This is a genomic window from Thermomonas sp. (assembly GCF_020850895.1).
Lineage (GTDB): Bacteria > Pseudomonadota > Gammaproteobacteria > Xanthomonadales > Xanthomonadaceae > Thermomonas.
This window is the reverse complement of record NZ_JADZDS010000104.1, coordinates 1-23,035: the sequence shown is the minus strand read 5'-3', so window position 1 is coordinate 23,035 and position 23,035 is coordinate 1. Positions and strand designations below refer to the sequence as shown.

The following is a 23,035-nucleotide window of genomic DNA, read 5'->3' as shown; positions in this document are numbered from 1 at the left end:
CTTCCGTCAGTCCGTCAGCCGCAGCTGATCTTCGCGATTGCGCCGGCGGCGTCCTTGATGACATTCAGGCGGTCGTCGCGGAAATCCAGGGTCATCGGGTCGGTCGGTCCGAGCACGCGCACGCTGGCGGCACCGGCAGCAATCCGGGCGGCTTCGATATTGCTCGGCGTGGCCGGCTGGCCGACCAGACTCTGCGCGGCGTCGGCCTTGCAGGTCAGGGCCGGGCTGGCGGCGGGTGCTTGATCGTTGGGTGCCTGGTTGGAGGGCGACGGCGCGGCGCAGGCCACCAGCAGCAAGGGCAAACACAGGGAAAGCAGGCGCACGGGTCTTCTCCGACAGGACGCAGCGCATCCTGCCAGAACGCGGCTGAATCGGGCTTGCATGGCTTTCGGCAGAGGAAGCGGGCGGAATCAGCCGTTAGGATCCGGGTTTGACCATCCACCGGAGCGTTCCATGATCCGCCAATGCCTGCTGCCGCTTGCCCTGCCGCTGTTGATGGCCGGCAGTGCCGGCGCCTATGCCCAGAACGCCTCGGGAGCGGTGCAGCCACCGCAGGACGTGCCCTACCCCGGCACCATCCGGCTTGAAGTGGATGCCACCAACCTCAGCCAGCGCATCTTCAAGGTCCGCGAGACCATCCCGGCCACGCCCGGTGCATTGACCCTGCTGTATCCGATGTGGATCCCGGGCGGTCATACCCCGCGCGGTTCGCTCGACAAGGTGGCGGGCATCACCTTCAAGGCCAACGGCCGGGAACTGGAATGGAAGCGTGACCCGCTGAATGTCGCCGCGTTCCACGTCACCGTGCCGGAGGGCGCCTCGGAGATCGTGGTCGAGTTCGACTTCCTCACCCCGACCACCGGCGCGCAAGGGCGCGTGGTGATGACGCCGAACATGCTCAACCTGCAGTTCATCTCCACCGCGCTGTACCCGGCCGGCCACTACATGCACCGGATCATGGTCGATCCGCGCGTCACCTACCCGGCCGGCTGGACCGCGTTCACCGCACTCGACGAAGAGGGCCGCACCGGCAACACGGTCAACTACCAGGACGTGCCGTTCGACATCCTAGTTGACTCGCCCGTGTATGCCGGTCGCTACACCCGCCAGATCGACCTGACCCCGGCCGGCAGCCAGCGCCCGGTGCATCTGGGCGTGGTCGCGGATGCGCCGAAATACCTGGAAGCCAAGCCAGACCAGATTGCCATTCACAAGGCCATGGTCGAACAGGCGTTCAAGCTGTTCGGCGCCCAGCACTTCGACCACTACCAGTTCCTGTTCTCGCTGTCCGACCAGATGGGCGGCAACGGGCTGGAACACCAGCGTTCCAGCGAGAACGGCGTTGGGACTGGCTATTTCACCGACTGGAGGGACAAGACCGGCTTCACCGACTTGCTGGCGCACGAATTCACCCATTCCTGGAACGGCAAGTACCGCCGCCCGGCCGATCTGTGGGTGCCCAACCTCAACGTGCCGATGCAGGACAGCCTGCTGTGGGTCTACGAAGGCCAGACCCAGTACTGGGGCAATGTGCTGGCCGCACGCAGCGGCATGCGCCCGCTGCCGGCCTCGATCGACGCGCTGGCGCTGGTCGCCGCCACCTATGCGGAAAACCGCCCGGGCCTGAGCTGGCGCAATGTGCAGGACACCACCAACGACCCGATCATCGCCAGCCGCGCCCCGCTCGCCTATCGCAACTACCAGATGAGCGAGGACTACTACTCCGCGGGCCAGATGATCTGGTTGGAGGCCGACGCGCTGATCCGCAGCAAGACCGGCGGCAAGAAATCGCTGGATGATTTCGCCCATGCCTTCTTCGGTGTCAACGATGGCGAATGGAAGGTGCAGAACACCTACACCTTCGACGACGTGGTGGCCACCCTGAACGGCGTGCTGCCTTACGACTGGGCAACCTTCCTGCGGGAGCGTCTGGATGGCCGGGTCGGCCTGACCGGCGGAATCGAGGCGGCGGGCTGGCGGTTGGTGTTCAAGGACAGCCCCAATCCCTATGCCAAGGGCAGCGCCAGCCCGCGCTGGGGCGGCGCCGATTTCGTGTATTCGCTGGGCCTGACCATCGGCAAGGACGGCGTGATTTCCGACGTGCGCTGGGACAGCCCGGCCTTCAATGCCGGCATCGGCAGCGGCACGACAGTGATTGCGGTCAACGGCCAGGCGTATTCGCAGGACGTGCTGGAAGACGCGGTCAAGGCGGCCAAGGGCACGACCGCGCCGATCGAGCTGCTGGTCAAGGAATTCGACCGCTACCGCACGGTGCGGATCGACTACCACGACGGCCTGCGCTACCCGCACCTGGAGCGCATCGAAGGTCGTCCCGACTACCTGACGCCGATCCTGACCGCGCGCAAGTAAGGCCGGTGCGATCACGCCCCAAGCCCGCGGCCTGCGCCGCGGGCCTGAGGCGGACGAACGGATCTGTCCCTGGCCCGACGGACCGGCAGCCGTGGCCAAGGCTGCTGGGGGTCTTGCCCGCGTGACTGCACGACGCATGGCGTCGCGATGGCGGTTTCGAGCAGTCGATTGCCGCGAATGATTCGCATGCGCAAAAAACTGCTACACTGGACGCTTGCATTTCCGGTTGCAACGCGCATGGGACAGGTTCATTTCCGTCATCTGATCCTCGTTTTCCTGCTCACGGTCAGTGGACTGGTGATGGCTGCCACGCCTGGCGGGGATGCACAGGTCCGACAAGCTTGGCAGTTGCTCGATTACGTGGCCGTGGACTATGCCGGTGCAGTGCGGGAAGGAAAGGTCATCAGCGATGGGGAATACGCCGAGATGCGCGAATTCTCCGCGACCGCCCGCGCACGCATTGCGGCCCTGCCGGACAATCCGCAACGGGCCGTCCTGCTGGATCAGGCCCAGGCCCTGATCGGATTAGTGGAACAGCGCGCCACTCCCGATGCCGTGGCGCGCAGTGCCCATGCCCTGGCAAGCGATCTGCTCGCCGCCTATGGCGTGGCGGCGGCCCCGCGCACGGTTCCCGAGGTGGTGACCGGCAAGGCTCTGTACGCACAGGCATGTGCGTCCTGCCACGGTGCCAGCGGACGTGGTGATGGTGCGGCAGGTGTCGCGCTCGATCCACCTCCGATCGCGTTCACCGATGCCCAGCGTGCCGCGCAGCGCAGTCCGTTGGCACTGTACGAAGCGATCAGTCGCGGGGTGTCCGGCACCGCGATGCCGGGCTTCCCGCAGTTGAGCGAGGAGCAGCGCTGGGCGCTGGCGTTTTATGTCGGTGGGCTGGCGCTGGATGATGCCCAGCGCGCACAGGGCGAGCAGCTTTGGAACGCACGGCCGGACTTGCACGGAGTACTGCCCGACCTGGAGACGTTGGCGCACACCAGCCAAGCGCAGCTGTCGCAACGGATGGACGCGCATCAGGCGCAGGCGATCCTTGCCTTCCTGCGATCCCATCCGCCGGCACTGGCACGGGAGCAAGGCTCCACGCCGGCGACACTCGACCTGGCCCGCACCCGCCTGCAGGAAACCCGTGCCGCCTTTGCGCGCGGCGACCACAAGCAGGCCGCCAGCCTGGCCTTGTCCGCCTATCTGGACGGCGTGGAGCCGGTGGAGCCGATGATCGCGGCGCGCGATGCCGAGTTGTTGCGATCGATCGAAACGGCGATGGGCAAGCTGCGCTCGGATATTGGTGCCGGTGCTGCGCAGGAGCGAATTGATGCGGACGTCGAACAAGCGACTGCGCTGTTTGCCCGGGCCGATTCCGTCCTGCAGGGCAGCAACGGGAGCTGGTCGGCGGCCTTCCTCGGCAGCCTCACCATCCTGCTGCGCGAAGGGCTGGAAGCCTTGCTGATCGTGGTCGGGATGATCGCCTTCCTGCGCAAGGCCGAACGCCGCGAGGCGCTGCCTTGGGTGCACGCCGGCTGGGTCGGTGCGCTGCTGGCCGGCGGCCTGACCTGGGTGGTGGCGACTTGGCTGATCGACATCAGCGGCGCCAACCGCGAACTGACCGAAGGCCTGTCGTCCCTGTTCGCGGCGGCGGTGCTGCTCAGTGTGGGCATCTGGATGCACCAGAAGAGCCTGGCCGGGCGCTGGCAGGAGTACCTCAACGCGCGGTTGTCGGCGGCGCTTGGCCGCAAGTCGATGATCTTCCTGTTCGTGCTCTCGTTCGTCGCGGTCTACCGCGAGGTGTTCGAGACCATCCTGTTCTACGCCGCGATGTGGAACCCGCGTGATGCCGGCGCGATCCTGACCGGCCTGGGCGTGGGCGCGGTGAGCCTGGCGGCGATCACCTTCGCCCTGCTGCGGCTGGGGATGCGGCTGCCGATCGGCAAGTTCTTCGCGATCAGTTCGGCCCTGATCGCGGTGCTGGCGGTGGTGTTGGTGGGCAAGGGCGTGGCGGCGTTGCAGGAGGCGGGCTGGATCAGCCTCGGCCTGGTGCAGGCCCCGCGGGTCGACCTGCTTGGCATCTATCCCACCTGGCAGACACTCGTGGCGCAATTGACGGTGGCGGTCGCCGCCGCACTGGGTTTCTGGATCAACCTGCGCGGGGGCCGTGTTCCGGTGCCTCGCAGCTGAACGCGTCGCAGGCCAACCACGGCACGTGTACCCTGCGTTGCAGTGGTTGTTTCCAGGAGCTTTGCAATGACGGTCTGGCTGGTGGCCTGTTCCAAAGGCGGCGTGGGCAAGACCACGCTGGCAGTCAATCTTGCAGCCGCGCAGGCCGATGCTGGAAGGAATGTCAGCGTGGTCGATGCCGATCCCCAGGGGTCGGCGACGCGCTGGAACCAGCGCCGCAGCGAGCATGGGCACGCGCTCCCGATCCTCGACGGGCGCAACCGCACCTTGGTGCGGCAATTGCCGGCAGGCGCGGGGACCGCGGTCATCGACACCCCGGCCGGAATCGGCGGACGCGAACTGGAGCCCTTCCTCGATGTCGCCGATGCGGCGTTGGTGCCGGTGCAGCCATCGGCGCTCGACATTGAAGCGGCTGCGCGATTCCTGGATGGCGTGGCGATGCATCCGCGTGTACGCCGCGGCACCCTTCCGGTTGCCTTGGTGCTCAACCGCGCCAAGCCGCAGACCAGTGCTTCGCAACAGGCGCTGGAGTTGCTTCGAGGCTGGCCGTTCCCGGTGGTCGCGCAACTGCGAGACAGCCAGGCGTACACGGTGCTGACCGGATTGGGACGCAGCCTGTTCGATTACCATTCGATGCAGGTGCGCGCCCACCAGGAAGACTGGCAACCCTTGTTCCGCTGGCTGCAACGGGTAGGCTGAAGGACGCATCTGGCAACGGAGGGACCCATGCGTGAATTGATCCTGCTACGTCATGCCCATGCCGAATCGGCGCTCACGGGGCAGGCTGACTTCGAGCGCCCACTGTCCGCAACCGGACGCGATGAAGCCGGTGCCGCTGGCGACTGGCTGCGCGCCCATGCCCTGCAACCCGGTCGCGTGCTGTGCTCGCCGGCGCTGCGGGCGCGGCAAACGCTGGATGGACTCGGGCCGCTGGAGACAGCCGACATCCGGATGGAGCCGACGATCTACGAGGCCACGCCGGGGACGCTGATCGATCTCGCCGATGCCCATCGCGATGCCCATCCGCTGCTCCTCGTTGGCCACAATCCCGGGCTGGAGCAACTGGTTGCACTGTTGCACAGCGGGCGTTCCGGCCACTATCGAGGAATGCCCCCGGGAGCCATCGCCGTGCTGGAATTTGCCGACAGTGCGGCCATGGAGCCTGGATCTGCCCGCTTGTCCTGGTTCTGGTGGCCGTGAGCCGATGGATGGGGGGGGTCGTTGCTCGCCTGTCTGGGATCCTGCTCGCACTGGTGCTGGCTTCCTGTGCCAGCATGCCGGCGACCCGGCGCGAGGCTGCCGCACGAATCGCCGAGCAGGCACGCAGCACCACCGTGGACTGCACGCGCGCCGATGCCTGTGCACTGGCATCACCCTTGCTGGCAATGGCCCGCGAAGAACGGGTCGCCTCGACGCCGCAGGCACCACGGCATCGCGCGCTGATCCTTGATGACGGTCCGAGTGCCCTGCTCGCGCGGGTCCACCTGATCCGCAGCGCCCAGCGCAGCATCGAATTGCAGACCTATATCTTCGACGAGGACGATGCTGCCCAGCTTGTGCTCGACGAACTGCAGGCTGCGGCCTTCCGTGGGGTCAAGGTGCGATTGCTGGTCGACCAACTGGCGGCGCTGCGCAAGGTGGAAACCCTGGCTGCGCTGTCCTCGCTGCACGCCAACTTCGAAATCCGCGTCTACAACCCGGTGCTCGACCGGACCCGCCTGTCGGGCCCGATGTATGCGGTTGCCGCACTGTGCTGCCTGCGCAGGTTGAATCGACGCATGCACAACAAGCTGCTGGTGATCGACGGCGACATCGGCATCATCGGCGGGCGCAATTACCAAGACGACTACTACGACTGGGGCGAGGATTTCAATTTCCGCGACCGCGATCTGCTGATCGCAGGCCCGGTGGTGGCGGACATGCTGGCCAATTTCGACGCCTTCTGGAATGCCCAGCGCAGTATTCCCGCACAACGCGTGGGCGACGTGGCCCGTTACCTGCGCGCCCACGGACCACCGCCGGCACCGCACCATCCGTACCGTCGCCCGGAGCGGGTGCGCGCGCTGCTGGCCGACGTCGCCGACTCCGAGGTCATGCGCCAGCGTTTCGTCGAGCCGTCGATGGCGGTGCGCGGGGTGCGCTTCATCGCCGACCTGCCCGGCAAGCACCGACGTTCCGGAAACGCGGACACCGAGGGTGATGCCGGCGTGACCGACGGAACAATCGGGGTTGCCGGCAACGGCCTGTTGACCCTGATCGACGGGGCGCAGCAAGAAATCCTGCTGCAGACGCCCTATTTGGTGATGTCCAAGCCTGCCCAGCACCTGTTCCGGGCGCTTCGGCAACGAGACAACCCGCCGCAGGTGCTGGTGTCCACCAACAGCCTTGCCTCGACCGATGCTTTCATTGCCTATGCGTTGTCCTACAAATACAAACGCCGCTACCTGCGTGATTTCGGATTCCAGATCCATGAATTCAAGCCATTTCCAGCCGACTCCCCGTTCGAACTGGGCGCCACCGGCGCGAACCTGATCGACGAACCAGAGACTGTGGAGTCGGAGCCCTCGCTGCAGGCCAGCCCAATCCCTCCTGGCGGTACCCGTCGCGAGCGCAAGCTGGCCGCCCGTGGCCTGAGCAGCGAGCCGGGCAGTGAGGCCGGCCGACCTTCGCCATTCGCCTCCTCGGGCGGCCTGCCAGTGCGCCTCAAGACCGCCGGCATGCGGATCGGGCTGCACGCGAAATCCCTGGTGATCGACGAGCGCGTCGGTGTCGTCGGCACCCACAACTTCGATCCGCGCGGCGATACCCTCAACACCGAAAGCGCAGTGATCATCGATGATCCGGCATTCGCCACCGCGCTGGCCGCCAGCATCCGCCGCGACATGGCGCCAGCCAATGCCTGGACCGTCGGACGCCGCGATTCGTCACCACTCCTGCCCGGCATCGAATTCACCCTAGCTCGGCTGTCCGAACGGATGCCGGTTTTCGACCTGTGGCCGATCAAGTACGCCACCAGCTATGACTCCATCGTTGGCCCGGGCTGCCCGCCGACGGCGCAGCCACCCTCGCCCTTCGCGGCCGACTTCCGTCGCTGCAACCGCCCGGTGGGGGATTTCCCCGAGGTCGACCTGGGCCTGAAATGGTTGGGCGTGCGCCTGTTCACCGCTTTTGGTTCGGGATTGGCGCCGATTCTGTGAGGGTTTGCACCGGGCCAACCCGGGGCCTGAAGATTGACGCGCCGCCCCGCCCCGCCTAGGCTGGTGGTTTGCGATGTCGCAACCAAACGGAACGCAGCCATGCCGATCACCCTGAATTTCGAGCTTTCCGACAAGGACCTCGAGCATTTCCAAGCTGCAGCAGAGCGTGCGCGCAAGGCTGCCGAGGGCAAGAGCAATGACGACATCGTCGCCGCTGCTGCCACCGTGCTGGAAAACGCGCAGAAGGCCGAGGTGCCGGGATTCATCCTGCAGCGCCTGACCCGCCTCGACGACATGATCGCGATGGTGCGCGACGCCGGCTGGAGCCTGCCCGAGGACGACCGCAAGCGCGTCATCGACACCCTGACCTACTTTGCCGACCCCAACGACATCATCCCGGATAACGCCGGCCCACTGGGCTTCTTCGATGACGCGGTGATGGTCGAACTGGCGGCTGGCGCGCTGGCCCACGAGATCGAGGCCTACGACGAATTCTGCGAATTCCGCGAACGCGAAGCCAAGCGTCGAGGCGTCGAGCCGTCCACGCTGGGCCGGGAAACGTGGATGGACGACCGCCGCCAGGAACTGCAGACCCGCATGCACGAACGGCGCGAGCGCGATTTCGGCGTTGGTTATGGCCGCAGCAGTGGTTATGCCAGCCCGCGCGCATCCTATGTGCGCTCCTGGCGCCCGGGCTCGTTCCGGATCGGCTGACGACGCGTGACCGGCGCCGCGTTCCGCTGGCCGGACGGAGCCACGGTCGACCTGCTCAACGCGCGTTCGGCCGGGACCCTGATGGAAACCCTCGGGATCGTGTTCACCGAACTGGGTGAGGGGTTCCTGCGCGCAACCATGCCGGTCGATGCCCGCACCCACCAGCCCTACGGGATTCTCCACGGCGGTGCGTCGGTGGTGCTCGGCGAGACCTTGGGCAGCAGCGCTGGGGCCTTGGTGGCTGGTCGTGACGCCGCCGTGGTGGGTCTGGAAATCAATGCCAACCACCTGCGTGCGATCCGCAGCGGGCTTGTCATCGGCACCACCCGCCCCATCCACCTCGGCCGCAGCACCCAAGTCTGGGAATACCGGATCGCCGATGAGGAAGATCGCCCGGTGTGCATCGGCCGCATCACCCTCGCCGTATTGCCCAAGCCGCCGGGTTCCGGAGGCTGAATTAGGCAGCCTGCTCCAGGGCAACGCGGCACACTTGAGACCATGAGCGCGACGACACCCACCGTCGAGATCCTACTGCGCGGACTGCGCTATGCGTTCCGGGTGCCGTTGTTGGCCTTGCACCTGTGCATTGGATTGCCGCTGATCATTTTCTTCATCTCGATTGGCCGTGGCAGTCGGCTGGCGCACGCCGTCATCCGGGCCTGGATGGGCGGGCTGGCATGGGTGTTCGGACTGCGGGTGAGGGGTGAGGGCACGCCGCTGTCCGGAGGCACCCTGTTCGTGGCCAATCACGTCAGTTGGCTGGATATCGTGGTGCTGCATTCGCAGCACATGATGGGCTTCATCGCCAAGTCCGAGATCCGCGGCTGGCCCCTGATTGGTTGGCTGGCAACGCAGGGCGAGAGCATCTTCCTGCAGCGTGGCAATGGCGACTCACTGTCGCAGGTGATGGTGGAAATGTCCCAGCGGTTGCGCGCAGGACGCGCCGTGGGGGCTTTCCCAGAAGGAGGCACGCGCAAGGGGCAGTCACTGGGCACGTTCCATGCCCGCATCTTCGCGTCTGCGGTCGATGCCCACGCGCCGGTGCAACCGGTGGCAGTCTGCTACGGGCCACGCTGCAGCGCACAGACTGCCGTTGCTTTTGCGCCGGGCGAGCGCTTCGTCGGCAATTTCCTGCGGATGCTTGGCGAACCCGTGCGGGCAGTCCACGTGCGATTCCTCGAGCCGATTCCCGCTGGCGCCTTCGACAGCCGCCGTGGCATTGCCGAGGCCGCGCAGGAGCGGGTGGAACAAGCCATGGCCACCGCTTGAATGGGCTCGTGTCTTGGGCGTGCACGGCGTTGCGTGTACGCTGAAATGCAAGACGGGATCGGTTGCACGCCTGTTCTTCCGGAGGAGAGCCCATGCACATCCACAGCAACAGCTTCGCGCATCGCCAGCCGATCCCCGCGGAATTCGCGCTCGGCGCCACCGCCGGCAAGGATGGGCTTGGCGGCAATCGCAATCCGCACCTGGCCTGGAATGATGTGCCTGACGGCACACTCTCCTTCGTCCTGCTGTGCATCGATACCGATGCGCCCACCGATGGCGCGCTGGTGGCCGATGCATCGACGCCCATCCCGGTCGACCATCCGCGCGGGGATTTCGTGCACTGGGCGGTGGCGAACCTTCCGGCTGGGCTGCGTGAGATCGCCGCCGGCAGTTGCAGCAATGGCCTGACCGTCAGCGGCAAGCCCGCCGGCACCGATGCCGGTGGCACGCGCGGCCTCAACGATTACACCGGCTGGTTCGCAGGCGATGCGGCGATGGCCGGGCAGTACCACGGCTACGACGGCCCGTATCCGCCGCCGCATGACCTGCGCGTGCACCGCTATTTCTTCCGTCTGTTCGCGCTGGATGTGGCGACGTTGGCGCTGCCCGCACCCTTCACCGCCGGCGACGTCATGCGCGCCATGCACGGCCATGTGCTCGGCGAGGCAGCGCTGTACGGAACCTACAGCCTGTACGGCTGAGGCGGCCCTCACCCGCCTTCGGCACCTTCTCCCCGCGCCAGCGGGGAGAAGAGAAAAGCGGCGCTACAGGATGTACCGGCTCAGGTCCGGATCCTGCGCCAACTCACCGAGGTGGGCGTCCACGTAGGCGCGGTCGATGGTGAGCGCGCCGCCCTTGTCCGGGGCGTCGAAGCTCAGACCTTCCAGCAAGCGTTCGAGCACCGTGTGCAGGCGCCGCGCACCGATGTTTTCCTGGCGTTCGTTCACATGCGCGGCGATCTCGGCAAGCCGCTCCACTGCATCCGGCGCAAACGCCAGAGTGACACCCTCGGTCTGCATCAGTTCGACGTATTGCCGGGTCAACGCCGCCTTCGGCTCGGTCAGGATGCGCACGAAGTCGTCCTTGCCCAGCGCCGACAGCTCCACCCGGATCGGGAAGCGGCCCTGCATTTCCGGGATCAGGTCGGAGGGCTTGGCGAGGTGGAAGGCGCCGGAGGCGATGAACAGGATGTGGTCGGTCTTCACCGGGCCGTACTTGGTGCTCACGGTGCTGCCTTCGACCAACGGCAACAAGTCGCGCTGCACGCCTTCGCGCGAGACATCCGCGCCGTAGCCTTCACTGCGCTTGGCGACCTTGTCGATCTCGTCGATGAAGACGATGCCGTGCTGCTCGCAGGCTTCGATCGCCGCTTCGCGCACGTCGTCCTCGTTGACCAGCTTGCCGGCTTCTTCCTCGATCAGCTGCGGACGCGCCGCACGAATCGTCATCCGCTTCTTGTGGGTCTGGTTGCCTGAAATCTGCGAGAACATCTGCCGCAGCTGCTGGCCCATTTCCTCCATCCCGGCCGGCGCCATGATGTCCACGCCGATGTTGGCGCTGAGTTCGAGTTCGATCTCGCGATCCTCCAGTTCGCCGGCGCGCAACTGCTTGCGCAGCTTTTGACGCGTCGCCGATTCCTGTGACGACGGCTCGGCGGCGATGTCGACCGTGGCGATGCTTTGCTGCAGCCCGAAGCCCGGCTTCATCTCGCGGCGCGGCAGCAGGGCATCGAGGATGCGATCCTCGGCGCGCTCCTCGGCCTGGGTGCGCACGCGGGTCTTGGCCTGCGAACGGTACAGCTTGACCGCGGTGTCGGCGAGGTCACGGATGATTTGTTCGACGTCCTTGCCGACGTAACCGACCTCGGTGAAGCGGGTGGCCTCGACCTTCACGAACGGCGCGTTGGCCAGCGTCGCCAGCCGGCGCGCGATTTCGGTCTTGCCGACGCCGGTGGGGCCGATCATCAGGATGTTCTTCGGCATCACCTCGTTGCGCAGCTCGGCCGGCAACTGCGCGCGCCGCCAGCGGTTGCGCAGGGCAATGGCGACCGCACGCTTGGCCGCGTGTTGGCCGACGATGTGGCGGTCGAGTTCGGCGACGATCTCGCGTGGGGTCATGGAGCTGGAATCGGTCATGGTGCTCTGTCCTTGCTGGAGGCGTACCGGGGCGGCCCGATCAAGTCGCTCCCCGATACTCGCTTGGTTGATCGGGCCACCCCGGTACGCCTCCGGATGCTTTGTCCGGATCGCGTCAAAGTTGCTCGACCACGATATTGCGATTGGTGTAAATGCAGATGTCGCCGGCGATGTGCAGCGCCTCGGTGGCGATGGCCCTGGCATCCAGCTGGGTATGCGCCAGCAGCGCACGCGCCGCGGACAGCGCGTACATGCCGCCGGAGCCGATCGCGATCAGGCCGTCTTCCGGCTCGATCACATCGCCGGTGCCGGAAATCACCAGCGAGGTGTCGGCATCGGCCACCGCCAGCAAGGCCTCGAGCTTGCCGAAGCGGCGCTCGGTGCGCCAGTCCTTGGCCATCTCCACCGCCGCGCGCTGCAGCTGTCCATGCTTTTCCAGCTTGGCCTCGAACAGTTCGAACAAGGTGAAGGCATCGGCGGCGGCACCGGCGAAGCCGGCCAGCACGCGGCCGTCCTTGCCCAGCCGGCGCACCTTGCGCGCATTGGCCTTCATCACCGTGTGGCCGAGCGTCACCTGACCGTCGCCGGCGATCACCACCTGGCCGTTGCGGCGCACCGAACAGATCGTGGTGGCATGGAACACATGGGGATTCTGGCTGGGATCCATCGTTTTCTCCGCTGACGCTGCCTAGGGCAACGCTGATTGAGTCGGCATTGCCTGCCGACCATGGACGGTCGGCCGTGGATCGACCACCGAAGTGATTGATCCGCGTGAGCTGCGTCCGGGCATGCACCGGACGCAGCGTGTGCTGACAAGTCCAGGAGGGGCTTGTTCAACATTGCCCTAGATGGGGACGTGCGGCAGCGGCTTCAAGCGGGCATGGGCGCGGGAGACACGCGCCTGCCGGGTGCGCGGCGCGTTCAGACTGACGGTTTGGCGGCGTCCAGCAGGTGTTTGGCGCGTGCTTGCAGCGCCAGCCACGAGGCTTCCAGCTGTCCTGCCTTGGGCGTGGTCCGTGCGATCAGCGCCAGCGCATCTTCCAGATCCTGGACCCGCAATGCCAACTCGGCGTAGTCCGCGGCCAGCACCAGTTCGCAGCGACGATCCGTGCACACGCCGATGCACGGACGCGGGGCGTCCACCTTGCCGCAACCGATGCAGCGCCAGCCGTCGATGATCTCAACCATGCCGCCAGCCTGCACCTGCGGTGGATGCGGGTTTCTGATTTCGGTCAATTCCCGCTGCGCTTGGCCTTGCGTCGGGCGCGCGGATGGGCTTCGTCATACACCTTGGCCAGGTGTTGGAAGTCCAGATGGGTGTAGATCTGGGTGGTGGCGATGTCGGCATGGCCAAGCAATTCCTGCACGCCGCGCAGGTCGCCGGAGGATTCCAGTACGTGGCTGGCAAAGCTGTGCCGCAGCAGGTGCGGGTGGATGCGCTTGAGCACACCCTGCCGCAGCGCCAGCCGCTTCATCCGCAGCTGGATGGCCCGCGCGCTGATCTGCTTGCCGCCACGGCCGGGGAAGACGCAGCCATCGGCCTTCCCCAAGGATTCTGCCTGCCACGCCTGCAATGCCTTCCGCGCGTGCGAACCCACCGGCACGATCCGCTGCTTGCTGCCCTTGCCGAGCACACTGACCAAGCCTTGCTCGAAATCGAGGTCGTGCCAGCGCAGCGCGCACAGTTCGGACAGGCGCAGCCCGGAGGAATACAGCAGCTCCAGCACGGCGCGGTCGCGCAGGCCCAGCGGTGCGTCGGTGGGCACTTCGACCAGTCGCGAGGCTTCATCGACGTCGAGCACCTGCGGCAGCTTGCGCGGTGCTTTCGGTGCGCGCACGCCGTCGGTCGGCAGCGCCGCGATCCGGCCCTGCTTGAGCAGCCAGCGGTACAGACTGCGGCAGGCCGACAGTCGGCGTTGCAGGGATTTGGACGACAGCCCACGACGGTGTTCGCGGGCAATGAAGGCGCGGATGTCGTCGCCGTGCATCAGCAACAGATCGCGATCCTGTGCCCACGCGGCCAGCGCGGCGAGGTCGCGGCGGTAGGCATCCAGGGTGTGCGCGGAACTTTGCCGTTCGACCGACAGGTGGGCCAGGAAGTCGTCGATCACCATGCGTGCAGTGTAGGCGCAGTCTGGTCTCGATCGGGAGCGGGCGCGTCAATCGAAGCGCAGCAATGCCGCCGCCAGCGCCTCGCCCATCATCCGCAGGAACAGTGTGCCCATGCCCGGGAAGAAACGGTTGCCGTCGCGACTGCCCACCGCGACCAGGCCAACGCCCGGCAGGCTCAGCAAGGCCGAGCTTTGCACGTCTTCGGCGCGCACGCCGTAGAGCAGCGCGTTCTTGTCCGGATGCAGGCGCCCGCAGACCGGCTCGCCGCTGGCCAGCAGGTCCTGGAAGCCGGCCAGGCGCGGGCTGTCGGTTGAGATGTGTTGGAACCAATCGGTGCCTTCGAGCCCGTCAACCGTGCTGAAGCCAACGATGCGCACCAGATCGCCCTGGAAATCCTCGGCCAAGGATGCCGCCATCGCGCGCAGGGTGTCCGCTGCCGTGGTCTGGCGCAGCAGCGCCAGCGTCAGTTGATGGGTGCGTACCGCCAACCGCTCGTTGTCCTGGGCATTGACGAACAGTTCGTGCAGTCGACGATTGAGCTCGCGGTTCTTGTCGCGCAGCACGTCGAGCTGGTAACTCGCCAGCGAGGCGGCCGGACCGTCTTCGCGAGGCACCACCAAGGTCAGCGCAAGGTCCGGGAACTGTTGCAGGAAGCCCGGGTGCCGGCGCAGCCAGGCCGCCACTTCATGCGCGCCGAGTTTCTCGGTGCTGTCGTTGAAATCCATCGTCACAGCCTACTCCTGGAAACGCGTGGTGCCGTCGAAGACGAATGCGGCCGGGCCGCCCATGAATAGCGTATCGGCGCGGGTGTCGCGGCAAACCGTGAGCGTGCCACCGGGAAGCTCGACCGCAATCTCGCGATCCGCATCGACGCGGCCGCGCCGCACCAGCACCGCCACCGCTGCACAGGCACCACTGCCGCAGGCGAGGGTTTCGCCGACGCCACGCTCGTAGACGCGCAGGCGGATGCGGTCGGGCGCCAGCCACTGCGCGACTCCGACATTGCAGGACTGGGGGAACAGCGCATCGCCTTGCAACAACGGGCCGAGGCGAGCGAGGTCCGCGCCATTTGCATCGGTGACTTCGATCACCGCATGCGGGTTGCCCATCGACACCGCCCCGAAGCGCAGCGTCTCGCCGTCCAGCACCCGCGTGTATTCGTCATGCTCGTCCGCGACACCGGCCAGCGGCACCTCCGTGGGCGCGAACCGCGGCCGGCCCATGTCGATCACGAAACCGCCGTCGCCGTCGTGGCGTACCGGATGCAGGCCGGCGGGACTTTCAATACTGAAACGCCCTTGCGCCGGTGCGCTGCCATCGCGCACCAGCCATGCGGCGATGCAGCGTGCCCCGTTGCCACACTGGCCGGATGGCGAGCCGTCGGCATTCCAGATGCGGTAGGACGCCACCGCGCCGGTGCTGCGAGGTGATTCGATGGTCAGGATCTGGTCGCAGCCGACGCCGAAATGACGATGGGCCAATCGCGCGCACTCGGTGGGTGTTGGCGCAGGCCTGCCGTCGCGCAAGTCCAACACGACGAAATCGTTGCCGGCGCCGTGCATCTTGGTAAAGCGCATGGCCGACTCAGGGTTCGGTCGCGGGCTGGTCGGAGGCTGCCGGCTGCGCAGGCGTGGTCGGCGCGTCGGCCTGCGGTTTGTCCGGCAGCACCAATGGGCCCTTGTTGCCGCAGGCCGTGAGCAGGCCGGCCAAGAGGAGCAGGGAAACGACACGCTTGATCATGACTGAAGTGTACCCGTGGCCCGCGCCGTCGTCGCGTTCAATGTACAGGTTCCGGCCGCAGCCACAGCCACAGGGTGACCGAGCCCATCACCGCGATCCCGATTGCAGGCACCCACCAGACCGGCGAGAACACCAGCATGGAGATCGCGGAGAGCGACATCATGATCGTGGCCAGCCACTTGGCGCGACGGGCGACGGTGCCGTGGGTTTCCCAGTCGATGATGGCTTGGCCGAACTTCGGATGCGTCACCAGCCAATGCCGCAGCCGTTTCGAACCGCGCGCTGCGGCAAATGCGGCCAGCAGGATGAAGGGCACGGTCGGCATGATCGGCAGGAACGCACCGATGATGCCCAACACCAGGCTGGTCCAGGCCAGCGCTGCCCACATCCAGCGCGTCATCGCAACGCCGAGGTTGCGCCCATCCCGCAAGACACGTTCGCGCCCGTTCCGTGCACACCCGCGGGTTGGATGCCGCGTTGTGTGGGAGCGCAGCGCTGGGGTGCGATGGCATGCCACCGCACGCGTCGATTCGCGCCCGGAACGGGCACGACTGCGCTGAGGGCTTCAGTGCACATCCAGTTGTTCCAGCATGAAGGCGTACATTTCCGACTGCTCGCGGTAGCGGCGGAAGCGGCCGGACTTGCCGCCGTGGCCGGCGTCCATGTTGATTCGGAACACCACCGGTGCAGCCGAGGTGTCGAGATCGCGCAGCCGCGCCACGTACTTGGCCGGCTCCCAGTACTGCACTTGCGAATCCCACAGCCCGGTGCCGACGAACATCGCCGGGTAAGCCTGCGCGCGCAGGTTGTCATAGGGCGAATAGGTGGCCATGTAGTCATAGGCCGGACGTTGTTCGGGGTTGCCCCATTCGTCGTATTCGTTGGTGGTCAGCGGAATCGTCGGATCCAGCATGGTGGTCAGCACGTCGACGAAGGGGACTTGCGACAGGATCACCCGATACTTGTCTGGCGCCATATTGGCAATGGCGCCCATCAGCAGGCCGCCGGCGCTGCCGCCATACGCGGCGACCCGGCCAGGCGCGGCATAGCCTTCGCGCACGAGGAAGTCGGTCACATCGACAAAATCGGTGAAGGTGTTGCGCTTGTGCATCAGCTTGCCGTCGTCGTACCAGGCGCGGCCCATCTCCTGCCCGCCGCGCACATGGGCGATGGCGTAGACCATGCCACGGTCGAGCAGGCTGACCACGCTGACCGAGAAGCCCGGGTCCGACGAGATGCCGTAACTGCCATAGGCGTACTGCAGCAGTGCCGCAGAGCCGTCCTTCCTTAAGCCCTTGCGGTACACGATCGACACCGGAATGCGCGTGCCATCGCGGGCGGTGGCCCACAGCCGCTCGGTGACGTAGTTGGACGGATCGTAGCCCGGCACCGGCTGCTGCTTGAGCTGGCGCCGCTCGCCGCTGGCCACGTTCAGTTCGTACGTGGTGTCGGGCGTGGTCAACGAGGTGTAGCCGTAGCGCAACCATGGCGTGTCCGGCTCGCTGTTGGTTGCCAGTTCCATCCCATAGGCGCCCTCGTCGGCCTGCACGTACTGGCTGCTGCCGTCCGGCTTGAGGATGCGCAGCCGCTGCAATCCGCCGCTGCGTTCGGCCACTGCGATGAAGCCGTCGAACAGTTCGAAGCCTTCGATCAGCACCGCAGGATCGTGCGCCAGCAGTGGCTTCCAGTCGGTGCGCGAGGTGCTGCCGTCGGCGGCGGTCATCAGCTGGAAATTGCTTGCGCCGCCGTCATTGGTGCGGATCACCCAATGGCCGGCGATATGGTCGGCGTCGTATTCGACGTCGCGCGTGCGCGGTGCCAGCACAACGAAGGTGCCCGGGTTCGATGCCGGCGCGTAATGCGTTTCCGAGGACAGCGTGCTGGATAGCCCGATCACGATGTACTGGTCGTCGCGGCTGCGATCGATGCCCATGTAGAAGCTGTCGTCGTGCTCCTCGTACACCACCGGATCGCGCGCCGGATCGGTGCCGAGGACGTGCTTCTTCACCCGCACGGTGAGCAGGGTCTCCGGATCATTTTCGACGTAGAACAGGGTGCGGTTGTCGTCGGCCCAGACCAGGTTGTCGGCGACGCCGGGGATGCTGTCCGGGTAGGTCTGGCCAGTCTCCAGATTGCGGAAATGGATGCGGTACTGGCGGCGGCCATTGTCGTCCTCCGCCCAGGCCAGCAAGGTGTTGTCGGGCGAGACCACGTAGTCGCCGACGTTGAAGTAGTCCTTGCCGGCGGCCATTGCGTTGACGTCCAGCAAGACCTGCTCGCCGCTGAACTCTGCCATGGCGTTGGCACGCTGGATTGACAGCGCGTCGATGCCGGGGCCGTCCTTGCGGCGCGCGTGGATCGGATAGTCCTTGCCGGTTTCAAAGCGCGTGTAATACCAAAAGCCGCGCTCGCGGAACGGCACGCTGGCGTCGTCCTGCCGGATGCGGCCGACGATCTCGTCGTACAGCGCGGTTTGCACCGGCTTGGTCGGCGCCAGCACCGCGTCGGCATAGGCATTCTCGGCGTTGAGGTAGGCCAGCATCGCCGGGTTCTTGCGTTCGTCGTCGCGCAGCCAGTAGTACGGGTCCTGCCGCTGTGCTCCGTGCGGCGCGGTGACGGTGTGCGGATGCTGCGCTGCGTCGGGCGGCGCGGGCAAGGTCTGGGCGGAGGTAGTCGAACTCATCAGCAGTGGGCTTGTCAGGAGCAGGTAGGCAAGGAAACGCAGCGGCTTCATGGATGGGGCCTCGTGAGGCGGTTTGCAACGCTTTGATCGTCATCCCCGCGGAAGCGGGGATCCATGGACTTTCTACGCGGCATGCTGAACAAGGCCAGCATGCGCCATCGCCGGTTTCCTCTTGCAGAAACGGCGCAGGAATGACGGCAATAGCGTCACTTCGCCAGCCGATTCCACAGGAAGGTCCAGGCCAGCGCGGTCATGTGCGCGGCCTGGGCGTTGTCGGCGGCGCCGCCGTGGCCACCTTCGACGTTTTCGTAGTAATGCACGTCCTTCCCGGCCGCTTCCATCTTTGCCATCATCTTGCGCGCGTGCGCCGGATGCACGCGGTCGTCCTTGGTCGAGGTCAGGAACAGCGTCGGCGGATAGGCCCGGTTGGCATCGAACAGGTGATAGGGCGAGAAGGTCTGGATGAATTTCCAGTCATCGGCGTCCGGATTGCCGTACTCGGCCATCCACGAGGCGCCGGCCAGCAGGTGGCTGTAGCGCTTCATGTCCAGCAGCGGCACTTGGACGACGATCGCGCCGAATTTTTCCGGGTACTGGGTGAGCATATTGCCCATCAGCAGGCCGCCATTGCTGCCGCCCATCGTGCCGAGGTGTGCGGGTGTCGTGATGTGGCGGGCGACCAGGTCATCGGCGATCGCGGCGAAGTCTTCATAGGCCTTGTGGCGGTTGGCCTTGAGCGCGGCCTGGTGCCAGCGCGGGCCGTATTCGCCGCCGCCGCGGATATTGGCCAGCACGTAGACGCCGCCGCGCTCCAGCCAGGCCTTGCCGATCGTGCCCGAATAGGACGGTGTCATCGAGACCTCGAAACCGCCGTAGCCGTACAGCAGGGTGGGTGCGGTGCCGTCCAGCTTCATGTCCTTTGGCCGCACCACGAAGTACGGTACCCGGGTGCCGTCCTTGCTGGTGGCGAAGTGTTGTTCGATCACTTCCTTCCAGGCATTGAAGAACTCGGGGTTTGACTTGAGCTTCTCCGGGGCCTGTCCGACCTCCACCATCGACAGCGTCGTCGGGGAGAGGAAATCGGTGGCGGTCATCCACACCGCATCGCTGTCATCGGGATCGACCGCGGCGACCGTCACCGTCCCGATCGGGGGCGCGCCGATGAAGGCGCTGCGCGCCCAACCTGCCGCCCCCGGCGTGAGCACCGACAGGCGATTTTTCACGTCCTCCATGACGTTGAGGACAAGGTGATCGCGGGTCCAGGTGTAGCCCGCCAGCGCGGCGCGGTCGGTGGGCGTGAACAGCGCGGTGAATTCGCGCTTGCCGGCCATGAAATCGTTGAAGTTCGTGGCGATCAATGCGCCGGCCGGATAGGTCGTGCCGCCCGCCGTGTACGGCTCGCGCAGCTCCAGCAGCAGCCAGTCCTTGTGCACGCTCTTTTGCGCCGAATTGGGCGCGTCCACTTTGGCCAAGCTGCCGTCGGCGCCGCGCTGGTACAGCTCGTCGTTGTAGAAGGCCAGCGTGCGGCTGACGAAATCGCGGGCGTAGCCGGGGGTGAAGTCGTGGAAGGCGGCGATGTACATGTCGCCGGGCTGGCCGGTGTAGACCGTGGTCGCGCTGGTCAGCGGCGTGCCGCGCCTCCAGATCTTGACGATGTTGGGATAGCCCGAGCTGGTCATCGTGCCTGGCCCGAAATCGGTGAACACGTACACGCTGTTTTCATCGATCCAGGCCAGCCCGCCCTTGGCCTCGGGGCGGAAGAAGCCGCCTTCGACGAAGGATTTGCTGGTGAGGTCGAACTCGCGGGTGACATCGGCATCCGAGCCGCCGGGCGAGAGTGCGATCAGGCAGCGCTGGTAGGCGGGCTTGAGGCAATCGGCGCCGTGCCAGACCCATTGCTTGCCTTCAGCGGCGTTGAGCGCATCGAGGTCGAGCACGGTTTCCCACTGCGGCTCGGGTTTGCGGTATTCGGCCAGCGTGGTGCGCCGCCACAGGCCGCGCTGGTGCTGGGCGTCCTTCCAGAAGTTGTAGTAGTAATCGCCGATCTTTTCGACCCCGGGGATCTTGGCGTCGGAATCGAGAATGGCGCGAATCTCGCCTTCCAGCGCCTTGAACTCCGGAGTGCCGGCGATCTCGGCCTCGGTGCGGGCGTTGCGTTCGCGTACCCAGTCCAGCGAGCGCTGGCCGGACACATCTTCCAGCCAGGCGTAGGGGTCGTCGACGGGCGGCGCCGTTTGCGCGGCTGCCGAGGCGGCGATGGCGAGGCTGGCGATCAGGCAGGCGCTGGAGAATTGGGACATGGCGGGCTCCGTGGCAAAGGCGTCAAACCGTGAACGCTAGCACGCAGCGGCGGAACCGCGGATGTCCTGAAGGTTGGCCGAAGGCCGGGAATGCCGCGCCCGTGGCTCAGGCGCGGCGTGCTGAAGGCCGCGGGATGGCCCACCCGTCGAACGCGCTGACGGCGTGCCTGCGGGCGGCGGCGCGGCAGTGCCCATGCAATCTGCGGTTTCGGCAGCCGCAACAAGCTCAGCCACGCCGCCAGCGGCATCCCCACCAACCACAGCGGCAGCCAACCAATCCACAGGCTGCTGCCACGCGCAGCGGGGATCAACACGACGGCCGCAATTCCCAGGATGACGAGTTGGCGCAGGAAAGACTCGATCCGGCGATGCTGCATGGCAGGACTCCGATGGACGGGAGCTCAGCCTGCATCGGGTTCGTCGCAAGGGCTGCGACTCTGAAATCCTGCTGCATCCAGCGCTTGTTCCGCTTCGCGGCGACCGATGTCGATCAACTCGGTGGCGCGCCAGAACTCGTAGAACTCGCAGGCATCACGCGGGATGCGGATCAGCAGGTCGGGCGGTTCCAGCGCCAGCTGCACACGGGCGATGCGCTCCTGCATGGTGTCGAGTGCGCGCGACATCACTTCCATCAGTTTGAAGTGGCGCTGTGGCACCGGTTTGTCCTCATCACCGAAGTGGCGTTCCACCCAGCGGCCGAAGACGCTGGGCGCCGCCTTGCCGTGTTCGGCGGCGACTTCACGCACCGGGTCATTGGCGAGATTTTGCGGCTGGGAGTGGATGTCGATGGCGATCACCCGGTGCGGCCCGGCCAAGCGGGTGGCGGTGATCGGCAGCGGCGCCAGCAGGCCGCCATCGACCAGTTCCATGTCGCCGATGACCATCGGGGTGAAGATGCCGGGGATGGCGAACGAGGCGCGAATCGCATCCCAAAGATCGCCGCGGCGCAGCCAGACTTCGCGCTGGCGCATCAGGTCCACGGCCACGGCGGTGAAGTCGATGTCGAGATCTTCGATCCGCGGCTCACCGACCACCTTGCGCAACTCGCGCACCAGTTTCTCGCCGGTGAACATGGCCGGGCGACCGAGCCCGGGATCGAGCAGGCGCAGCATTTCCGCGCGGCTGGTCGTCTGCATCCAGTGCATCAACTCGGGCAGTTTGCCGGCCGCACAGGCGCCGCCGACCAGCGCGCCGCAGGATGTACCGGCAATCGCCTTGATTTGCAGCCCGCGCTCCAGCAGGACCTCGATCACGCCGATCTGCGCCAGACCGCGCGCGCCGCCGGCGCCCAGCGCGAGCACGATGCTGCGGTCCTGGGCATTGTCCATGGCAGGTGTGTCGGTGGCGTTCATGGCGCGTCTTCGTAGTTGCTGATCGCCAGTTGCAGCAGGGTGCGCAGCTGCATGCGCAATGCCTTGGGTTCGACCAGTTCGACATCGGCGCCGTGCTGCAGCACGTCCATCAGCAGCTCGCGCGGGTTCGAGTACGGCAACTTCAGTTCATAGCGACCATCGGCCAGGAAATGGCCTTGCTGCTGCGAGTGCCAATGTTCCTCAGCCACCCAGCGTGCCGCCTTGGTGGAAAACCGCATCGTCGCCCAGCCCTTGGGTGTACCCGAGAAGATGCCGTAGCTGGCCGATAAATGGGCATTGAGATCCGCATCGACGACATCGCGCGCGTGGCCATCGAGCAGGCGACCGCTGGCGATCCGATCGACCGAAAAACTGCGCAGCGCCTCGCGCTCCTCGTCCCAGCAATCGAGATACCAATTGTCGCGATAGTGGGTCAGACGCTGCGGGCTGACGCTGCGATGGGTCTTTTCGTCGGTGGAACGGGCGCGATAGTCGAAGCCGAGGCGCCGCCGCTCCAGCACCGCCGAGGCGACGATCCGGAAGGTGTGTTCGTCGAGGCGGCGGGTGCGGTGCGGGATCACCCGGATCCGCTCCAGCGGCCAGCGTTTGCCACCCGAGTGCGCATCCAGCAATTTGTCGATGCGCTGCTGCAGCGGTGCCAGTGCGGCCGACAACATCCCGCCGCTGCTGCGTGCCAACAGCTGCTGGGCCGCAACCAAGGCGTGCAGCTCTTCCGAACTCAGCCACAGCCCGGGCAATTCAAAGCGTTCCGATTCGGCCTTGTCGTAACTGAAGCCGGCTTCGCCATCGCCGATGACCGGAGCCATCAAGCCATCGCGCAGGAAGGCGATATCGCGATAGACGGTGGCGCGCGAACAGCCCAGCTCGTCCTGCAAATGGCCAACCGTCACCGGTCGGCGGGCGGCCTGCAGGGTTCGATGCAGGGCGATGATGCGCTCGTAGCGATCCATGGTCGGAT

Annotated in this window: 22 protein-coding genes; 9 read left to right on the top strand and 13 right to left on the bottom strand. The window is 66.3% G+C overall.

Annotation, left to right across the window (positions count from 1 at the left end; all coding sequences use genetic code 11):
- Nucleotides 1–14 precede the first annotated feature (14 nt).
- Nucleotides 15–323, bottom strand: a complete 309-nt coding sequence (locus IT472_RS09270) for an I78 family peptidase inhibitor (protein WP_297181134.1) — start codon at nucleotides 321–323, stop codon at nucleotides 15–17.
- Nucleotides 324–453: 130 nt separating this feature from the next.
- Between IT472_RS09270 and IT472_RS09265 the strand changes: the two genes are divergently transcribed.
- From IT472_RS09265 to IT472_RS09225, 9 genes are all read left to right on the top strand, one after another.
- Nucleotides 454–2,370, top strand: a complete 1,917-nt coding sequence (locus IT472_RS09265; RefSeq protein ID WP_297181132.1) for a M61 family peptidase — start codon at nucleotides 454–456, stop codon at nucleotides 2,368–2,370.
- Nucleotides 2,371–2,607: 237 nt separating this feature from the next.
- The gene (locus IT472_RS09260; RefSeq protein WP_297181130.1) at nucleotides 2,608–4,554 is read left to right on the top strand and encodes a cytochrome c/FTR1 family iron permease; all 1,947 of its coding nucleotides are present in this window, start codon (nucleotides 2,608–2,610) and stop codon (nucleotides 4,552–4,554) included.
- A gap of 66 nt (nucleotides 4,555–4,620) precedes the next feature.
- Complete coding sequence (locus IT472_RS09255) at nucleotides 4,621–5,253, top strand: ParA family protein (protein ID WP_297181128.1); 633 nt, start codon at nucleotides 4,621–4,623, stop codon at nucleotides 5,251–5,253.
- Between the two features lie 27 nt (nucleotides 5,254–5,280).
- Nucleotides 5,281–5,754 carry a histidine phosphatase family protein gene (locus tag IT472_RS09250; RefSeq protein ID WP_297181126.1) on the top strand — a complete coding sequence of 158 codons (474 nt, stop codon included), beginning with the start codon at nucleotides 5,281–5,283 and terminating at the stop codon, nucleotides 5,752–5,754.
- A gap of 8 nt (nucleotides 5,755–5,762) precedes the next feature.
- On the top strand, nucleotides 5,763–7,751 hold the full coding sequence (locus IT472_RS09245; RefSeq protein ID WP_297181124.1) for a phospholipase D family protein: 1,989 nt from the start codon (nucleotides 5,763–5,765) through the stop codon (nucleotides 7,749–7,751).
- 99 nt (nucleotides 7,752–7,850) lie between these two features.
- Nucleotides 7,851–8,465, top strand: coding sequence for a YkvA family protein (locus IT472_RS09240; protein WP_297181122.1), 615 nt, complete (start codon nucleotides 7,851–7,853; stop codon nucleotides 8,463–8,465).
- An 81-nt stretch (nucleotides 8,466–8,546) separates the two neighbouring features.
- Nucleotides 8,547–8,921: a hotdog fold thioesterase gene (locus IT472_RS09235; protein ID WP_297181200.1), complete on the top strand. Its 375-nt coding sequence runs from the start codon at nucleotides 8,547–8,549 to the stop codon at nucleotides 8,919–8,921.
- A 42-nt stretch (nucleotides 8,922–8,963) separates the two neighbouring features.
- Nucleotides 8,964–9,734: a 1-acyl-sn-glycerol-3-phosphate acyltransferase gene (locus tag IT472_RS09230; RefSeq protein ID WP_297181120.1), complete on the top strand. Its 771-nt coding sequence runs from the start codon at nucleotides 8,964–8,966 to the stop codon at nucleotides 9,732–9,734.
- 92 nt (nucleotides 9,735–9,826) lie between these two features.
- Complete coding sequence (locus IT472_RS09225) at nucleotides 9,827–10,435, top strand: YbhB/YbcL family Raf kinase inhibitor-like protein (RefSeq protein ID WP_297181119.1); 609 nt, start codon at nucleotides 9,827–9,829, stop codon at nucleotides 10,433–10,435.
- A gap of 63 nt (nucleotides 10,436–10,498) precedes the next feature.
- Here IT472_RS09225 and hslU read toward each other — a convergent pair whose 3' ends face one another.
- The 12 genes from hslU to IT472_RS09165 form a co-directional block, all read right to left on the bottom strand.
- Nucleotides 10,499–11,869, bottom strand: coding sequence for an ATP-dependent protease ATPase subunit HslU (gene hslU, locus IT472_RS09220; protein ID WP_297181117.1), 1,371 nt, complete (start codon nucleotides 11,867–11,869; stop codon nucleotides 10,499–10,501).
- 115 nt (nucleotides 11,870–11,984) lie between these two features.
- Nucleotides 11,985–12,536, bottom strand: coding sequence for an ATP-dependent protease subunit HslV (gene hslV / locus IT472_RS09215; RefSeq protein WP_297181115.1), 552 nt, complete (start codon nucleotides 12,534–12,536; stop codon nucleotides 11,985–11,987).
- 254 nt (nucleotides 12,537–12,790) lie between these two features.
- Nucleotides 12,791–13,057: a hypothetical protein gene (locus IT472_RS09210; protein ID WP_297181114.1), complete on the bottom strand. Its 267-nt coding sequence runs from the start codon at nucleotides 13,055–13,057 to the stop codon at nucleotides 12,791–12,793.
- Nucleotides 13,058–13,101: 44 nt separating this feature from the next.
- Nucleotides 13,102–13,983: a tyrosine recombinase XerC gene (gene xerC, locus IT472_RS09205; protein WP_297181111.1), complete on the bottom strand. Its 882-nt coding sequence runs from the start codon at nucleotides 13,981–13,983 to the stop codon at nucleotides 13,102–13,104.
- A 45-nt stretch (nucleotides 13,984–14,028) separates the two neighbouring features.
- Complete coding sequence (locus IT472_RS09200) at nucleotides 14,029–14,706, bottom strand: DUF484 family protein (protein ID WP_297181198.1); 678 nt, start codon at nucleotides 14,704–14,706, stop codon at nucleotides 14,029–14,031.
- 9 nt (nucleotides 14,707–14,715) lie between these two features.
- Complete coding sequence (dapF, locus tag IT472_RS09195; RefSeq protein WP_297181109.1) at nucleotides 14,716–15,558, bottom strand: diaminopimelate epimerase; 843 nt, start codon at nucleotides 15,556–15,558, stop codon at nucleotides 14,716–14,718.
- 7 nt (nucleotides 15,559–15,565) lie between these two features.
- On the bottom strand, nucleotides 15,566–15,721 hold the full coding sequence (locus IT472_RS09190; protein ID WP_297181107.1) for a lipoprotein: 156 nt from the start codon (nucleotides 15,719–15,721) through the stop codon (nucleotides 15,566–15,568).
- Between the two features lie 37 nt (nucleotides 15,722–15,758).
- The gene (locus IT472_RS09185) at nucleotides 15,759–16,121 is read right to left on the bottom strand and encodes a YbaN family protein (RefSeq protein ID WP_297181105.1); all 363 of its coding nucleotides are present in this window, start codon (nucleotides 16,119–16,121) and stop codon (nucleotides 15,759–15,761) included.
- A 165-nt stretch (nucleotides 16,122–16,286) separates the two neighbouring features.
- Nucleotides 16,287–18,455: a S9 family peptidase gene (locus IT472_RS09180; protein ID WP_297181103.1), complete on the bottom strand. Its 2,169-nt coding sequence runs from the start codon at nucleotides 18,453–18,455 to the stop codon at nucleotides 16,287–16,289.
- 155 nt (nucleotides 18,456–18,610) lie between these two features.
- Nucleotides 18,611–20,704, bottom strand: coding sequence for a prolyl oligopeptidase family serine peptidase (locus tag IT472_RS09175; protein ID WP_297181102.1), 2,094 nt, complete (start codon nucleotides 20,702–20,704; stop codon nucleotides 18,611–18,613).
- A gap of 401 nt (nucleotides 20,705–21,105) precedes the next feature.
- Nucleotides 21,106–22,056: a patatin-like phospholipase family protein gene (locus IT472_RS09170; protein ID WP_297181100.1), complete on the bottom strand. Its 951-nt coding sequence runs from the start codon at nucleotides 22,054–22,056 to the stop codon at nucleotides 21,106–21,108.
- Complete coding sequence (locus IT472_RS09165; protein WP_297181196.1) at nucleotides 22,053–23,027, bottom strand: YafY family protein; 975 nt, start codon at nucleotides 23,025–23,027, stop codon at nucleotides 22,053–22,055. Before IT472_RS09165 ends, IT472_RS09170 begins: the two co-directional genes overlap by 4 nt.
- Between the last annotated feature and the right edge of the window lie 8 nt (nucleotides 23,028–23,035).